Origin of the sequence: Pseudonocardia sp. ICBG162 (genome assembly GCF_020496225.1) — a bacterium.
Taxonomy (GTDB): domain Bacteria; phylum Actinomycetota; class Actinomycetes; order Mycobacteriales; family Pseudonocardiaceae; genus Pseudonocardia; species Pseudonocardia alni.
In genome coordinates this window covers 1,728,270-1,743,544 of record NZ_JAHLJD010000031.1, presented here as the reverse complement: position 1 = coordinate 1,743,544, position 15,275 = coordinate 1,728,270, and the positions used below count along the sequence as shown (strand labels likewise).

Genomic DNA, 15,275 nt, shown 5'->3' with positions numbered 1-15,275 from the left:
GGTCAGCGTGGCCTGCACGATCACCGGGCCGATCGCGTTGGGCAGCATGTGCCGCAGCACGACCGCCCGTCGCCTCACGCGAGCGCGGTGGCCGCGAGGACGTGGTCGGAGTCGCGCTGGGCGAGCATCGACCCGCGCAGCAGCCGCGCGAAGATCGGCACGTTCACCAGCGCGACGGCGATGATGACCGTCGTCTGGCTGGGCCGGGCGGCCAGCGCCGCGACCGAGATCGCGAGCAGCAGCGACGGGATCGACAGCAGCACGTCGGTGACGCGCATGAGGACGGTGTCGATCCAGCCGCCGAACGCGCCGGCGAGCACACCGATGACCAGGCCAGCCGCGAGCCCGAACACGGTCGCGAGCACGCCGACGAGCAGGGTCTGGCGCCGACGCCAGGATCATCCGGGAGAACTCGTCGCGGCCGTTCTGGTCGCTCCGAGCAGGAAGCCGGGCTGCGGCCCGGGGATCGAGCCGGGGCGCAGCTGGTCGAGCAGCTGCGGGAACGCCTGGGCCGGGTCGTGCGGGGCCAGCAGCGGCGCGAACACCGAGACCAGCACGAAACAGCCCGATGATCACCGCCCCGACGATCGCGGTGGGGCTGCGGCGCAGCCGGCGCAGCGCGTCCGCGGACAGGCTGCGGCCGGCGGTGTCGTCGATCCGGTCCTTCCGCCGCTGCGCCCAGGTGGTCGGTGCGCTCATCGCAGCCTCACCCTCGGGTCGATCACGGCGTAGGACAGGTCGACGAGCAGGTTGACCAGCACGTAGATCAGCGCGCCGAGCAGCACCACGGCCTGCAGCCGCGGGTAGTCGCGGCGCTCGATGCCCTCGGCGATCAGGGTGCCGATGCCGGGCCGGTTGAACACCTTCTCGGTCAGCACCGCGCCGGCGAGGAGCAGGCCGGTCTGCAGGCCGATCGTCGTGGAGACCGGCAGCAGCGCGTTGCGCAGGACGTGCCGGCCGCGGACGGTGCCCGGCGCGAGGCCCTTGGCGTTGGCGGTGCGGACGAAGTCGGACTCCAGCACGTCGAGCACCGACGCCCGGGTGATCCGCACGATGACGGCGAGCGGGATCGTCGCCAGCGTGACGGCCGGCAGCACGAGGTGCAGCAGCGAGTCCCAGCTGGCGTCGAACTCGCGGGTCAGCAGGCCGTCGAGGGTGGGGAAGCCGGTGACCGAGGTGGCGTCGATGCCGGTCGACTGCAGCCCGGACGGCGGGAACAGGCCGAGGTCGACGGCCAGGAACTGCTTGAGCACGTAGCCGAGGAAGAACACCGGTACGGCGACGCCGACCAGCGTCCCGACGATGGTCAGGTTGTCCCAGATCCCGCCGCGGTGGCGGGCGGCGAGGTAGCCGAGCGGGATCCCGAGGGCGACGGCGAGCAGCAGCGCCGACAGGGACAGCTCGATCGTCCCCGGCAGCGCCCGGCCGAGCTCGGTGATCACCGGGTCGCCGGTGACGAGGGAGGCGCCGAAGTCGCCGGTCAGCGCCCGGCCGAGGTAGTGCAGGTACTGGATCGGGATGGGCTGGTCCAGGCCCAGTGTCTTGTTCAGTGCCGCGATCGACTCCGGGGTCGCCTTGTCTCCGAGCAGCGCACCGGCCGGTCCGCCGGGCAGCGACCGCAGCCAGGCGAACAACAGGACGGACAGGATGAGCAGCGTCGGGACGACCTGGAGCAGGCGGCGCGCGACGAAGCGCAGCATGCGTGGATGTCCTCAGTGGTGGGAGGCGGGACACGCGACCGGGCGCCGCGGGATCTCCGCGGCGCCCGGGGCACGGTCAGTTCTTGCTGACGGAGACGAAGCGCTCGTCGGTCAGCGGCGACGGGATCACGCCCTGCACGTTCGGTCCGACGACGATCGCCGGGCCGGTGGTCAGGATCGGCACGGCCGGCAGGTACTTGGCCATGATGTCCTTGTTCGCCTGCTGGTACGCGGCGGCGTGACCGGCCGGGTCCGGGATGGCGTCGGCCTTGGCCAGCTCGGCGAACATCGCCGGGTCCTGCGCCCCGAACTCGGCCTTCTCCCGGCCGAAGAACGTGCCGACGAAGTTGCCGGCGTCGTTGTAGTCACCGGTCCAGCCGAGCATGTGCAGGTCGTGCTTGCCGGCCTTCTGGACGTCGTCCTTGTAGCCGCCGTTCCACGGCCGCGCGACCGGGTTGACCGTGATGCCGACGGCCTTCAGGTTCGCCGACATCGCCGAGAACAGGTCCGCCGGGTTCGGCATGTAGGGCCGGGTGATCTCGGTCGGGTAGTAGAAGTTCAGCGTCAGGTTCTGCGCGCCGGCCTCGGCGAGCAGCTGCTTGGCCTTCTCCGGGTCGTACGGGTACTGGGTGACGTCGTCGGCGTAGCCCGCGACGGTCGGCGGCACGAACTCCTTCGCGACGGCGGAGCCCTCCGGCATCTTGGTGCGGACCAGCGACTCGCGGTCGATCGCGTAGGCGAGCGCCTGGCGGACCCGCAGGTCCTTGAGCTTCGGGTTGTTCTTGGTGTTGATGCCCATGTAGAGCAGCGAGAACGGCTGGCGGATCAGCACCTGGTCGCCCTGGTCCTTCAGGGTCTGGTAGTCCGCCGGGGACGGGTAGTCGTAGCCGTCGATGGTGCCGGCGGCCAGCTCCTGCTTGCGGGCGTTCTCGTCCGGGATGATCTTGAAGATGAGCCGGTCGAGCTTGGCCTTCTCGCCCCAGTACTGGTCGTTGCGGACCAGGGTGATCGTGTTGTTCGCCTTGTCGAAGCTCTCGAACTTGAACGGCCCGGTGCCCGTCGGGTGCTCGTTCGCGTAGGCGGGGTAGGTGAAGGAGTCACCGCTCTGGGTGACGGCGTCGGCGTCGTACTGCTTGAGCGCCGCCGGGCTGGAGATCGAGAACGACGTGAGGCCGAAGGCGGCCGGGAACGCGCCCTTGAACTTGTTCAGCGCCAGGACGGCGGTGTTCGGGCTCTGCGCCGTGCAGGACTTGTAGAGCGGGGTACCCGAGGCGTCGCCCTCGTTCTTGGCGAAGCCCTCGAAGACGTCGCCGTAGTAGATCATCTGGCTCTGCGCCGCGGCGCCCTTCATGTTGAACCAGCGGTCGAAGTTCGCGCAGACCGCGGTCGCGTCGAGCGGCGTGCCGTCGTGGAACGTGACGCCCTCGCGGAGGGTGAACGTCCAGGTCTTGCCGTCCGGGGTGGACTTCCACTCGGTGGCCAGGCCGGGCTCGAGCTCGGTGGTCCCGGGCTTGTAGGTGATCAGCGTGTCGAACATCTGCCGGGCCGGGCGGAAGCTCTCGCCGTCGTCGTTGAAGATCGGGTCGAAGTTCTTCGGCGCACCCGCGGCGCCGAACACGAACGTCCCCCCGGCGGCGTCGCCACCCGCTCCGCGCTCCGAGCTCGCGCAGGCGGTCATGCCCACTGCGAGCACGCCCGCCATGACCGCCGTCATCCACCGTCTGCGCATTCCGGTCCCCTCGTCGGCAGAGGCGTCCACCCGATGTGTGCGTGAGGACACCTGATGACGGGGAAACCTATAGCGGTCCGTTACCAACCGGTAGACCCTTGCGTCACGATAGTGCTACGAACTGGTACGCACGTCCCGTTCGTCCGGGCCGTCGTCGACGGCCGACCGGTGCGCGTCCCGGTGGGCCGACACCGCGGCCCGCGAGGCGTCCTCGTCGAGCGCGGCGGCCCGGACCTCGTCGAAGACCTCGCGGTAGGTGCGCAGGTCGGCGGGCGACTCCAGGAACGACTCCCCCGCGTGCCCCTCGGTGTGGACGACGTCGGGGCCGAGCTCGTCGGGGACGGTCAGGATCGCGAAGCGGCCGGCGTGCGCCCGCTGCGGCCCGGCGCCGAACGGGAGCACGCGCAGCGTCACGTCGGGCAGGCCCGACAGCGTGAGCAGCCGGTCGAGCTGCTCGGCCATCACCGCGGGGCCGCCGGTCGCGCGGGTGAGTACGGCCTCGTCGACGACGGCGTCGAGCACCAGCGGCGGCGTCGCGGTGAGCGCCTCGTGGCGACGTCCGCGCAGCCGCACGAGCTGGTCGATCTCCCAGTCCGGGCGCCCCGGGAGCCGGGCACGCAGCGCGGCGTGCGCGTAGGCGGGCGTCTGGAGCAGCCCGTGCAGCACGGTCAGGTCGAACGCGGCGACGGCGGTCGCGTCGGACTCGGCGGCGGCGTAGCGCCCCGGCGACGGCAGGAAGTGCGGGTCGCTGCGCAGGCCCTCGGTGAACGGCTCCCACCAGCCGCGGGTGCGGCTCTCGGTGACCAGCCGCTCGAGCATCTCCGCCTCGACCCCGGCGACCCCGCCGTAGACCTCGACCAGCGCGGCGACGTCGGCCGGGCGCGGCACCCCCTTGCCGTTCTCCAGCCTGCTGATCTTCGACGTCGAGCAGCCCACGCCGCCCGCGGCGTCCTCCAGCTTCAGACCGGCGTTGACGCGCAGCCTGCGCAGCTCGGCACCCAGCCGTCGTCGCGCGCCGGTCGGCTCCTGCTCCACCTCGCGCCCCCTCCGTGGCCCCGCCGTGCAATCTACAGTTCTGTGCAATTCCCTGTGCCTGCAATTGCACGGAGGCGCATCGTCGTGCATCCTGGAGTCACCCGGACGTGACGGCAGACACACCGACCGTGGCGACCGGGGACCACGGACCGACCGCGACACACGAAGGGAGATTGACATGATCCGCAGGACGCAGGTGCCGCACACAGGCACGCACCACAGCGCCCGTACCGGGCGGTGGTCGCCGTGATCGCGCTGGTGGCGGTGGCCCTGGCGGGGCTGGCCACGCTGGTCGTCTCGGCGATCGTGATCGGGGTGACCGACCGGCGCCAGAGCGAGGCGTGGCGCAGGATCGCCGAGCAGCGACGCCGGGAGTGGGAGCGCAGGCAGCGCCAGCTCCACGGCCGGCCGCACCACGTGGACGCGTGGGGCGACGAGGATTCCGACTGACACCACTGTCGGGACCCACCAGGAAGGACGGCGCAGCGGCGGGGGGTTGCTGCGCCGGGTGGCCGGTCACGACCGGGGCGACGCGCCCGGGGCGGACCGGCCCGTTCTGTGTCCGGGGCCTAGATGTGATGCCCAGCCAGGTTGTTCAACCTGGTGATGGGTGTGGCCTTTCCGATTGCCGAGTGGGGCCTGTGGTGGTTGTAGTCGTGGACCCATGCTGGCAGAGCCGCGAGTCGGGCTGACTCGGAGTTGTAGAGCTTCTTGAAGGCCCAGCCCTCGGCCAGGGTCCTGTGGAAGCGCTCGATCTTCCCGTTCGTCTGCGGCCGGTAGGGCCGTGTCTTTTTCGGGGTGATGCCCAGCTCGGCACAGGTGTCGCGCCAGAGATGAGACTTGTAGCAGCCGCCGTTGTCGCTGAGCACGCGTTTGACCGTGACACCGCGGCAGGCGAACCAGGCGACCGCGTTACGCAGGACCGCGGCCGCGGTCTGCTTGGTCTCGTCCTCGTGTGCTTCGACATAGGCGACTCGAGAGTGATCGTCGATGACGGTGTGCAGGTAGCAGGTGCCCAGCAGAGGCTGGTGGTACCGACTCCTGGGCAGACCGGTTCGTGTCGAGGTCACCGCACGGTTCTTCTCGCCTTGTCGACGACCGACGTAGCGCCATCCGCCTCCGTCGGGGACCTTGCCGAGCTTCTTGACATCGACGTGGATCAAGTCGCCGGGCGCCTCGTGCTCGTAGCGGCGGATCGGCTCGCCAGTAGCCCGGTCGATGTGGGTGAGCCGGTTGATGCGACAGCGCACGAGCACGGCGTGCACGGTCGAGGACGCCATGTCGAGCCGGTCGCCGATCTCGACCGGTCCCAGGCGCTGCTTCCAGCGCAGGTGCACGATCTTGCGGACCACCGGCGCCGGCGTGCGGTTCGGCTGGTGACGGGGGGCCGAGGACCGGTCGTGCATCCCGGCCGGGCCTTCATCGCGGTAGCGCTGGGCCCACTTGTTCGCAGTCCGCCACGAGACGTCGTAGCGCTCGGCGGCGCGGGCCACAGACCAGCCTAGATCGACGACCAAGCGAGCGAGTCGGAGTCGGGCACGACAGGTGAGCGCGGCATTGGAGTGGGTAGCGTGGGACACGAAGGCCTCCTGGGTGCGGAGCGGTTCCTCGACAGCTCCACTCCACACCCGGGAGGCCTTCGCCCATCTACAGATCAGACCGTGTCGTCACACGATCTCGACCAACGTGCCTGGGCATCACACCTAGAGGGCCCGCCGGCCGGCGAGCGCGCGGCCGAGGGTCATCTCGTCGGCGAACTCCAGGTCGCCGCCCATCGGCAGGCCGGACGCGAGCCGCGTGACGCTCAGGCCCGGGAAGTCGCGCAGCAGCCGGACCAGGTAGGTCGCGGTCGCCTCGCCCTCGGTGTTGGGGTCGGTCGCGATGATGACCTCGGAGATCTCGGTCTCGTCGGTCGCCGGACCGGTGCCGCCGAGGCGGGCGAGCAGCTCGCGGATCCGCAGCGTGTCCGGGCCGATCCCGGCCAGCGGGTCGAGCGCGCCGCCGAGCACGTGGTAGCGCCCCTTGAACTCCCGGGTCCGCTCGACGGCCAGGACGTCCTTGGGCTCCTCGACCACGCACACCAGCGTCGGGTCGCGTCGCGCGTCGGAGCAGTAGCGGCAGCGGGTGTCCGACGCGACGTTGCCGCACACGTCGCAGAACGCGACGCCCTGCTTGAGCGTCTGCAGGACCTCCTGGAGCCGGTTGATGTCGGCCGGGTCCGCGGCGAGCAGGTGGAACGCGATGCGCTGGGCGCTCTTCGGACCGACCCCGGGCAGGCGTCCCAGCTCGTCGATCAGGTCCTGGACCGGTCCTTCGAACACCTCAGGCGCCCGGGAGGCCCAGGCCGCCCATGTCGAGACCGCCGGCGAGCGGACCCATCTTCTCCTGCTGCAGCTCCTGCGCACGGCGGACTGCGTCGGCGAGCGCGCCGGCGACGAGGTCCTGCAGGGTCTCGACGTCCTCCGGGTCCACGACCTTCGGGTCGATCCGCACCGAGCGCGGCTCCAGCCCCGCGGTGACGGTGACCTCGACCAGCCCGTTCCCGGCCTGGCCGGTGACCTCGGCGGTCGCGAGCTCGGCCTGGGCCTGCTGGAGCTGCTGCTGCATCTTCTGGGCCTGCTGCAGGATCATCTGCATGTCGGGCTGACCGGGTTGCACGCGTACCCCTCGCTGTCGGGTCCGGCTCGCGCGATCGGGGGCTTCCCCGGCGCGACCGGCGCGGACGTGTCCTTCTCCCAGGGTAGACGTGTCAGGCTGACCGACCGTGCGCGCCCTGATCCGTTCCGCCACAGCCGTCCCCCCGGCCGTCGTCGCGCTGCTGTGCGCCGGCTGCGGCGTAGCGGCACCGGCCCCGCCCTCGGTCGACGCGACCCCGGTGCCGGCCGCGACGACCCGCTCGCTGCCCACCACCCCGGCGCCGGTCCCCGCCCCCGTCGTGCTGCTCGACCCCGGGCACAACGGCGGCAACGCCGCGGACCCGGCCGCGGTGAACCGGCCGGTCCCCGACGGGCGCGGCGGGACCAAACCGTGCAACACGACCGGCACGTCCACGAACGCCGGCTACGCCGAGCACACCTTCACCTGGGACCTGGCCGGGCGGGTGCGGTCCCGGCTGGAGGCCGCCGGTGTGCGGGTGGTGCTCACCCGTCCCGACGACGACGGCGTCGGCCCCTGCGTCGACGCCCGCGGGGCGGCGGGCGGCCGGGCCGGTGCGGCGCTGGCCGTGTCGCTGCACGCGGACGGCGCGGCGGCCTCGGCCCGCGGGTTCCACGTCGCCTACGCCGAGCCCGCGGTGCACGGGACCGGACCGGCGTCACTGCGCCTGGCCACCGGGCTGCGGGACGCGCTGCGCTCGGCCGGGTTCGCCCCGGCCGGCTACATCGGCCGCGACGGGCTCGACGGCCGTGAGGACCTGGCCGGCCTGAACACCTCGACCGTGCCGACCGCGCTGGTGGAGGCGGGCAACATGCGCAACGCCGGCGACGCCGCCGTGCTCACCGACCCAGCCGGGCGGGACCGGATCGCGGCGGCGGTGGCCACGGCGGTGCTGGCGCAGCTGCGCCGCTGACCACCCGCGACCCGGCCACCCCGCCCGGGCCGGGAGTCAGCGCGGGTCGATCGCGCGTGCCCCCAGGTGCGAGGTGAGGATCTCCAGCGCGGCGGCCTCGGGGTCGCGACGGGCACCCGGTGACGCCGCCTCGGCCGCGGCCTCGGCGAGCATGTCCTCCTCCTCGGCGGCCTGGTTCCGTACCGGGGCGGGTCGTGCACCCGGACCGTCGCCCCCCTGCGGTCCGGCATCACGAGGGTCCGGCGGTGCGTCCTCCGGCGGCGGCTCCGGCGGCAGCGGGACGTCGGAGTCCCCCGCGGGACGGCGGGTGGGCCGCCCGCCCTGCTCGCGCTGCGGGGCGTCGCGCTGGGAGGGGCGCTGCGGCACCGCCCGCTGCGCGCGTTCCGGTGTGGCGGCGCGACGCGCGGTCGCGGCCTCCCCGGTGTCGCAGTGGACCCGCCACTGGACCCCGAGGACGGCGCGCAGCGCATCGGCGATCACGTCGGTGTTGCGCGCCTCGGACAGCCGGCGGGCCAGCGGCGGGGCGCCGATCGCGAGGACCAGGGTGTCGCCGTCGACCGCCCGGACGGTGGCGTTGACCAGCAGCGCCTCGGTGCTGCGGCTGCGCTGGCGGACGGCGGCGAGGATCTCCGGCCAGACCCGGCGGACCGCCGTCGCGTCCAGCGACGACGCCGACGACACCGGCTGCGCCGACTCCGGCGGTACGGCGTCGGCGGGGGCGCCGTCGCGGGGCGGGGCGGGGCGACGGGGTGCGGCCTCCTGCGCGGCGGGCTCCTCGGCCCCGCCCGCTCCCGGCCCGTCCGCCCGGCGACCGTCCGCCGGCCGGCCCTCTGCGGCCGGACCGTCCGCACCCGGGCCGTCTGCTCCCGGGCCGTGCGCCCGGGCCGGGCCGGCGGCCGCCTCGGAGGGCGCACCGGGGCCCGCGGTCGCCGGAGCGCGTTCCGCGGAACGCTCCGCGCCGGACTCCGCCTCCGTCGTCGCGCTCCCCTGTCCGCGTGGTCCGGTCGCCCCGTCGGCGTGGGGTGCCGGGGCGCCCGTCGGCCGGTTCCCGGCCTCCGCGGACGTGGGGCCACGCCCGGAGGCCTCACCGCCCCGGCCCTGGGCGTCGCCGCCCCGGTCCTGGGGGCCGCTGTGCCGGTCCGCGCCGGGAGCCGCGGGCGGGGCGGCTGCGGTGGCCGTGGCACGGCCGTCGTCGTCGCGTTCCGCGGAACGCGCCGCGCCCGCCTCCGGCCGGGTCCCCGCGGGCTTCGGGGCTGCGGGTGCCGGGGGTGCGGCGTCCGGTGCGGGCTCGGCGGGCCGCGACGGTGCCGGGGCGGGCACGGCCATCGGGGCCCCGGCCTCGCGTTCCGCGGAACGCGACGGTGCGCCGCCGGCCGGCTCCGAGCCGGCCGGGCGCTCGCTGGGCCGCACGAACCGCTTGGCGGCGCCGCCGTCGTCGGACGGGCCGGCGGGGTCGGGCGCGATCGCGTTGCGCCGCTCGATGCGCTCCAGACGTTCGAGCAGCCCGCCGTCGGAGGTCGTGGCCGCCGGGAGCAGCATCCGCGAGACCAGCAGCTCCAGCAGCAGCCGTGGGGCGGTCGCCCCGCGCATCTCGATCAGGCCCTGGTGCAGGATCTCGCCGTAGCGGGTGAGGGTGGCCGGTCCGAGCCGGGCGGCCTGGTCGGCCATCCGGGACAGCTCGTCCGCGGCGCCGTCGACCAGGCCCTGCTCCGCGGCGTCCGGCACGGCCTGCACGAGCATCAGGTCGCGGAAGCGCTGCAGCAGGTCCGAGGCGAAGCGGCGGGGGTCGTGCCCGGCCTCGACGAGCCGGTCCACCGCGCCGTAGACGGCCGCGCCGTCGGCCGCGGCGAGCGCGTCGACGGTGTCGTCGATCAGGCCGGAGTCGGTCACCCCGAGCAACGCGACCGCGCGCTCGTAGGTGACACCCTGCGGCCCGGCGCCGGCGAGCAGCTGGTCCAGCACCGACAGCGTGTCGCGGGCCGAGCCGCCCCCGGCCCGGATGACCAGCGGGAACACCGGCGGCGCGACGGTCACCTGCTCCTCGCCGCAGATCTTCTCCAGCAGCGCGCGCATCGTGCCGGGCGGGATCAGCCGGAACGGGTAGTGGTGGGTCCGCGACCGGATCGTCGGGAGCACCTTCTCCGGCTCCGTCGTCGCGAAGACGAAGACCAGGTGCTCCGGGGGCTCCTCGACGATCTTGAGCAGCGCGTTGAAGCCCTGGGTGGTGACCATGTGCGCCTCGTCGACGACGAACACGCGGTAGCGCGACTCGGCCGGCGCGTAGAACGCGCGGTCACGCAGCTCGCGCGCGTCCTCGACACCACCGTGGGACGCCGCGTCGAGCTCGACGACGTCGATGCTGCCCGACCCCTCGGGGGCGAGCGCGATGCACGAGTTGCAGACGCCGCACGGGTCCGGGGTCGGCCCCTGCTCGCAGTTCAGCGAGCGCGCCAGGATGCGGGCCGAGGACGTCTTGCCGCAGCCCCGCGGCCCCGAGAACAGGTACGCGTGGTTGATCCGCCCCGCGGTGAGGGCGGTGGCCAGGGGCTCGGTGACGTGCTCCTGCCCCACGACGTCGGCCAGCTTGGCCGGGCGGTACTTGCGGTACAGAGCCAGAGCCACGAGGGGAAGGCTACCCAGGGGGTCCGACACTTCGGGGACCCGCTCGGAGACAGAAGGGGACCCCGCGCACCCGCCAGAGCCTGTTGACCCTTGCTGCCTTCCGGCCCTGGGGGAGTTCACAGGATGGACGCTGCACGGGGTCCACGGACAGTGTGCCACGGACGGCGCCGTCGGGCGGCGAGGGGGCCGCGTCGGATCGCCGAGGGCGTCGCGTAACCTCTTTCGCGGAGGATTCGCCTAGTGGCCTAGGGCGCACGCTTGGAAAGCGTGTTGGGAGCAATCCCTCACGGGTTCAAATCCCGTATCCTCCGCCAGCAGGAAGGCGGAACGCCGGGCACACCCTCGCGGGTGGCCCGGCGTTCGGCGTTCAGTCTCATTTCCAGCCTCACCCGGCATCCGGCCGGCCCCGGATCAGGCCGCCCACACGCTGGGCGACGTCGCTGCGCACGACCCCGGTGATGTGCTGGTAGCGGGGGGCCATCGCGGTCGTCGACCAGCCCATCAGGCCCATGACCGCGCTCTCCGGGACGCCGAGGATCAGCAGCACCGTCGCGGCCATGTGGCGGGCGTCGCGCAGGCGATCGTCACGGCCCCCGGCGTCGCGCAGGAGCTCCTTCCCATGATGGTGGTCGGTGTTCGGGTTGAGCGGTTCGCCGCGTTCGTCGGTGAATACGTAGCCGGAGTCCTGCCAGAGCTGCGCGGCCGTGTCGCGCTCGCGGTCCTGCTCCTCGCAGTGGGACTCCAGGAGCGCGACCGGTTCGTCCGGGAGGCCGATGGCGCGGCGTCCGGCGCGCGACGTCGTCTCGTCGGTCTCCGGCCGGTCCGCGAGCCGCTTCGGGCGGTAGCCGGCGCACCGCGTCACCGCCGAGCAGGCCCGGGCTCCACAGGGTCGCCCCACACCTTGCTACCGATCTCATGATCCTGGACCCCGGTCGGACGCGAGCTGTGCAAGCCTGCTCACCGACGGGCTGTCCGATGATCACGACCCACCCTCGGCGACGACTCGACGTCGACGCTCCGCGCCTCGACCGTGGTGCACCACGCGGTCGGCATGCTGGCGAGTCACCAGCAGACCGGCTGCTGTCACGCGCTGGAACTCCTTCGCCGATACGCCCGGATCGTCCAGCGCAGCCTGGAGTACGCGGCGGACGACACCCATGACCGTCGGACCGCTCTGGACGCCATCACCGAGCGGGCAGGGCGAGGCAGGCAGAGTGGGGATCCCCGCTCGGCCGTGATCGTGCAGATGGTTCCCCGCGATGCGGCCTGACATGCTCCGGTCATGGGATTCCGCGATCAGCCCGCCTACATCATCAAGATGCGTGCCAAGCCGGGGAAGGGTGATCGGCTGTTCGAATTGGCGACAGCTGGGATGGAGAAGTCCGATTCGTCTGATCGATTCACCATTCTCCGCGAAGATGACGATCCGGACGTGCTGTGGAACGTCGAGGTGTTCCGTTCGGTCGAAGCCAAGGATGCCTACGAGCAGAGCCCCCTGGCCGACCAGCTACGCGATGAGATCATCGACCTGCTCGCCGAGCCGCCGATGCGCATTGCAGCGCACCCCTACTCGGCCCTCCCGAAACTTCCCGGCGACGCAGGCTGAACTGGCGCGGGAAGCCGCACCACAGACGACGCCGGGCGGTCACGCCGCTCTCCCCTGGGCTCGGTCGCAGTCTCATTCACGCTCGTTCACCGAGGTACGCGCAGGCTGGGTCGAGGGGGCCGGGCACCGGTACGAGAGGATGAAACTGCGACTGGACACGCCTCACCAGACTCGCAAAGCGTGTTGGGAGCAATCCCTCACGGGTTCGAATCCCGTATCCTCCGTCTGGAAGGCGGAACGCCGGGCACATCCTCGCGGGTGGCCCGGCGTTCGTCGTTCCCGGGCCTGCTCAGCGACCGGCCGCGCGCACCAGCCGCAGCTGTCCGACCTCCGCGACGTTCTTCGCCAGCTCGGTGTTCACCCAGGCCAGGGTGTGGCCGACCGTCATCTCCGGGTCCCCCTGCCACGGGAACGTGGCCTCCGCGGCGAGGTCGTCGTCGGACAGTCCGTCCAGGACGTCCGTCCATTCCTCACGCAGTGCGCGCATCCGGGCGACGGTCGACGTGGCGTCGCCCGGCCACACCACGTCGGTGCGGTCCCGCGGGGTCCGGCCACGGAGGTGGTCCAGCGTCACCGACCACCACCAGTCGATGTGCCAGGTGACCCACGCGATCGTCGGGACGGGGACCGGGTCGGGTTCGGAGTCCGCCCAGTCGGGCCGCCACGTCCCGTCACCGGACGGGTGCACCGTCCAGCAGACGTGCGCCGGTCGCCACAGGGTCTCGTCGTCGTCGAGCCGGTCGAGGTGGTACTCGAAAAGGGCCCACGTCAGGTCGAACTGCCACCGCAGGAGCGCGACACGGGATGCCGACATCGCCCGAGCCTGGCATCGCACGGTCCCGGCCGAAAGTACGACGCCCCGCAGGCGGAACCGGCCTCCGGGCCGATCCGCGGGCCCCGCACGGCCGCCACGCTGGACCGGTGCAGCGAACAGACGTGAGCGCTCCCACTGATCCGACGACCACCGCCCCCGACCGGGTCGACGCCCTCGACGCCCTCCGCGGGCTGGCCCTCTGCGGGATCCTGCTCGTCAACATGCCCGCGATCGCCCGGCTGCCGCCCGCCGCGGGTTCCTGGAGCGGCACCCTGCCGCAGTGGCTGGAGCTCACCGCGCACCAGCGCTTCTTCCCGCTGTTCTCGTTCCTGTTCGGGCTCGGCACCGCCCTGTTCCTGGACGGGGCCGCCCGCCGGACCACCCGGCCACGGCTCGTGCTGCTGCGCCGGCTGCTCGTGCTCGGTGTGCTCGGCGCCGCGCACCACCTCCTGCAGCCCGGTGAGGCGCTGCTCCCGTACGCGATCGTCGGCGTCGTCGTGCTCCTGCCGGCCTCCTGGCTGCCGCGGCCGGTGATCGCGCTCGGCGGAGCGGTCGCGACGGGGGTGGCGCTCGCGTTCACCAGCGGCGGGCTCCTCCTCGTACCCGGGCTGTTCCTGCTCGGCCTCGCCGCCGCCCGCTACGGCCTGCACCACCGGATGGCGGCGCCGAACCGGGCCGTGTGGGCGGCCGTGCTGGCCGGGTCCGTCGTCGTGGCGGTGCCGTTGCTCAGCATCCAGGTCGACACGATCGAGCACAGCGGGTTCGATCACGTGTCCTCGACCGCCGGGCTCGTCATGGCCGTCGGGTACGCGAGCGCGCTGGTCCTGCTGACGGCGTCCCGGGTCGGGCCGTGGGTGTCGTCCGTGCTCGCCCCGCTCGGGCGGCTCGCGCTGACGAACTACCTCACGGCGACGCTGCTGGTCGTGCTGCTGACCACGGCCCCGGCGTTCTCCGGCCCGGGCGGGTACCGCGCCCTGCTCCCGCTCGCCGCCGCGATCCTGGTGGTCCAGGTCGTCGTGAGCCGCTGGTGGCTGCGGCGCTTCCGGTACGGGCCGGTGGAGTGGCTGTGGCGCAGCATCTCCTGGTGGTCACCCGCACGGATGGTCTAGCCCGCCCCGCCGGCTACTGCGACGACCCCGTCACCGCCACCCCGACGCCGAGCCCGATCATCGCGAGCCCACCGGCACCGCCGACGGCGGCGATCCGCCGCGGCGACGACGCGAACCAGGCCCGGGCCGATCCGGCGGCGAGGGCCCACACGCTGTCGAGCACCAGACCGATGGCGACGAAGAACGCCCCCAGCAGCAGGATCTGCGTGACGACCGGCCCGCGGGCGTCGACGAACTGGGGCAGGAACGCGACGAAGAAGACGACGGACTTCGGGTTCAGCACGCCGACCACCAGCCCGTCGACGACTCTGCGGGCCGGACCCACCCGCCGGGCATCACCGGCCGAGCGCTGCATCGCGCGGACGACGTCGTGCCGGTGCCGGAACGCCGCGATCCCCAGGTACACCAGGTAGGCGGCACCCACCAGCTTCAGGACGGTGAACGCCGCGGCGGACTGTGCGACGAGGTGCCCGAGGCCCACCGCCACCGCGACCACCTGCAGGAAGACGCCGACGGCATTGCCGACGACCGTCGCCAGCGCGGCGGACCGGCCGGCCGCGAGCGCGCGGCCGACGGTGAACACGACGCTGGGTCCGGGGATGACGATGACGACGGCCGCGGCGGCGGCGAACGCGAGGAGTCGATGGTCCACGGCGGAAGCGTCCGCCGACCCGCCACCGGTGTCGAGCCCGTTCCCGATCAGCGTCGGGACGGTGCGGACCGCTCCCCACCGTCGACGACGCAGAACCGGTTGCCCTCGGGGTCCTGCATGATCACGTAGTCGGCGTCGGCCGGCCGGTTGCCCCAGGGGACCTCCTGCGCGCCGAGGGCGACCAGGCGCCGGACCTCGGCCTGCTGGTCGTCGGCGTAGAGGTCCAGGTGGATGCGCGGCGGCAGGACCCGCTCGGACGGGGCGACGTCGAGCGAGACGTTCGGGCCGGGGCGGCCGTCGCCCGGGCGGAGGAGCACGAAGTCGTCGTCCGCGGGGGTGCGCGCCTCGTAGCCGAGCGCCTCGGTCCAGAACCGGACCTGTCGTGCGAGGTCGGTGACGCGCAGGACGATCGAGCCGACGACCAGCATGCGACGACGGTA

The 15,275-nt window shown here is 73.0% G+C and carries 15 protein-coding genes, 2 tRNA genes, 1 other RNA gene and 1 pseudogene; 6 read left to right on the top strand and 13 right to left on the bottom strand.

The features are described 5' to 3' along the window. The 4 genes and pseudogenes from KPL60_RS33250 to KPL60_RS33235 all read right to left on the bottom strand — a co-directional run. Positions 1-699, bottom strand: a pseudogene (locus tag KPL60_RS33250) (ABC transporter permease); the annotation flags it as partial. Next, on the bottom strand, positions 696-1,700 hold the full coding sequence (locus KPL60_RS33245) for an ABC transporter permease (RefSeq protein ID WP_062399555.1): 1,005 nt from the start codon (positions 1,698-1,700) through the stop codon (positions 696-698). The pseudogene KPL60_RS33250 and the gene KPL60_RS33245, both read right to left, overlap by 4 nt. Before the next feature lie 76 nt (positions 1,701-1,776). Next, the gene (locus KPL60_RS33240; protein WP_374228585.1) at positions 1,777-3,429 is read right to left on the bottom strand and encodes an ABC transporter substrate-binding protein; all 1,653 of its coding nucleotides are present in this window, start codon (positions 3,427-3,429) and stop codon (positions 1,777-1,779) included. Positions 3,430-3,543: 114 nt separating this feature from the next. Next, complete coding sequence (locus tag KPL60_RS33235; RefSeq protein WP_226354750.1) at positions 3,544-4,464, bottom strand: helix-turn-helix transcriptional regulator; 921 nt, start codon at positions 4,462-4,464, stop codon at positions 3,544-3,546. 246 nt (positions 4,465-4,710) lie between these two features. Between KPL60_RS33235 and KPL60_RS33230 the strand changes: the two genes are divergently transcribed. Continuing rightward, complete coding sequence (locus KPL60_RS33230) at positions 4,711-4,914, top strand: hypothetical protein (RefSeq protein ID WP_226354749.1); 204 nt, start codon at positions 4,711-4,713, stop codon at positions 4,912-4,914. Positions 4,915-5,033: 119 nt separating this feature from the next. Here the strand turns inward: KPL60_RS33230 and KPL60_RS33225 are convergent, their stop codons facing one another. The 3 genes from KPL60_RS33225 to KPL60_RS33215 all read right to left on the bottom strand — a co-directional run bounded on the left by KPL60_RS33225 (position 5,034) and on the right by KPL60_RS33215 (position 7,101). Beyond that, on the bottom strand, positions 5,034-6,044 hold the full coding sequence (locus KPL60_RS33225; protein ID WP_226364751.1) for an IS481 family transposase: 1,011 nt from the start codon (positions 6,042-6,044) through the stop codon (positions 5,034-5,036). A 123-nt stretch (positions 6,045-6,167) separates the two neighbouring features. Beyond that, positions 6,168-6,785, bottom strand: coding sequence for a recombination mediator RecR (gene recR / locus KPL60_RS33220; protein WP_226364752.1), 618 nt, complete (start codon positions 6,783-6,785; stop codon positions 6,168-6,170). Between the two features lies 1 nt (position 6,786). Further along, positions 6,787-7,101, bottom strand: a complete 315-nt coding sequence (locus tag KPL60_RS33215) for a YbaB/EbfC family nucleoid-associated protein (protein ID WP_060713646.1) — start codon at positions 7,099-7,101, stop codon at positions 6,787-6,789. 127 nt (positions 7,102-7,228) lie between these two features. On the opposite strand from KPL60_RS33215, the gene KPL60_RS33210 reads away from it, so the two are divergent. After that, positions 7,229-8,032, top strand: a complete 804-nt coding sequence (locus KPL60_RS33210; protein ID WP_226364753.1) for an N-acetylmuramoyl-L-alanine amidase — start codon at positions 7,229-7,231, stop codon at positions 8,030-8,032. Positions 8,033-8,068: 36 nt separating this feature from the next. On the opposite strand, the gene KPL60_RS33205 is transcribed toward KPL60_RS33210, so the two are convergent. Both KPL60_RS33205 and ffs read right to left on the bottom strand, forming a co-directional pair. Continuing rightward, positions 8,069-10,654 carry a DNA polymerase III subunit gamma and tau gene (locus tag KPL60_RS33205; protein WP_308016624.1) on the bottom strand — a complete coding sequence of 862 codons (2,586 nt, stop codon included), beginning with the start codon at positions 10,652-10,654 and terminating at the stop codon, positions 8,069-8,071. Positions 10,655-10,705: 51 nt separating this feature from the next. Then, positions 10,706-10,800, bottom strand: an RNA gene (ffs, locus tag KPL60_RS33200) — signal recognition particle sRNA small type. Between the two features lie 80 nt (positions 10,801-10,880). Between ffs and KPL60_RS33195 the strand changes: the two genes are divergently transcribed. Next, positions 10,881-10,968 (top strand) — tRNA-Ser (locus KPL60_RS33195). 71 nt (positions 10,969-11,039) lie between these two features. On the opposite strand, the gene KPL60_RS33190 is transcribed toward KPL60_RS33195, so the two are convergent. Next, complete coding sequence (locus KPL60_RS33190; RefSeq protein WP_226364754.1) at positions 11,040-11,516, bottom strand: tyrosine-type recombinase/integrase; 477 nt, start codon at positions 11,514-11,516, stop codon at positions 11,040-11,042. A 420-nt stretch (positions 11,517-11,936) separates the two neighbouring features. Between KPL60_RS33190 and KPL60_RS33185 the strand changes: the two genes are divergently transcribed. Continuing rightward, on the top strand, positions 11,937-12,260 hold the full coding sequence (locus tag KPL60_RS33185) for a putative quinol monooxygenase (protein WP_226364755.1): 324 nt from the start codon (positions 11,937-11,939) through the stop codon (positions 12,258-12,260). Between the two features lie 135 nt (positions 12,261-12,395). Continuing rightward, positions 12,396-12,484 (top strand) — tRNA-OTHER (locus KPL60_RS33180). Between the two features lie 65 nt (positions 12,485-12,549). Here the strand turns inward: KPL60_RS33180 and KPL60_RS33175 are convergent. Beyond that, positions 12,550-13,074 (bottom strand): DinB family protein, encoded by a 525-nt coding sequence (locus tag KPL60_RS33175; protein ID WP_226368230.1) that lies wholly within the window; start codon positions 13,072-13,074, stop codon positions 12,550-12,552. Positions 13,075-13,196: 122 nt separating this feature from the next. Between KPL60_RS33175 and KPL60_RS33170 the strand changes: the two genes are divergently transcribed. Then, positions 13,197-14,183: a DUF418 domain-containing protein gene (locus KPL60_RS33170; RefSeq protein ID WP_226368229.1), complete on the top strand. Its 987-nt coding sequence runs from the start codon at positions 13,197-13,199 to the stop codon at positions 14,181-14,183. 13 nt (positions 14,184-14,196) lie between these two features. Here KPL60_RS33170 and KPL60_RS33165 read toward each other — a convergent pair whose 3' ends face one another. Together KPL60_RS33165 and KPL60_RS33160 are read right to left on the bottom strand one after the other, a co-directional pair. Next, a complete protein-coding gene (locus KPL60_RS33165; RefSeq protein WP_226368228.1) occupies positions 14,197-14,835 on the bottom strand; it encodes a LysE family translocator in 639 nt (212 codons plus the stop codon). A gap of 47 nt (positions 14,836-14,882) precedes the next feature. After that, complete coding sequence (locus tag KPL60_RS33160; RefSeq protein WP_226368227.1) at positions 14,883-15,263, bottom strand: VOC family protein; 381 nt, start codon at positions 15,261-15,263, stop codon at positions 14,883-14,885. Positions 15,264-15,275 lie beyond the last annotated feature (12 nt).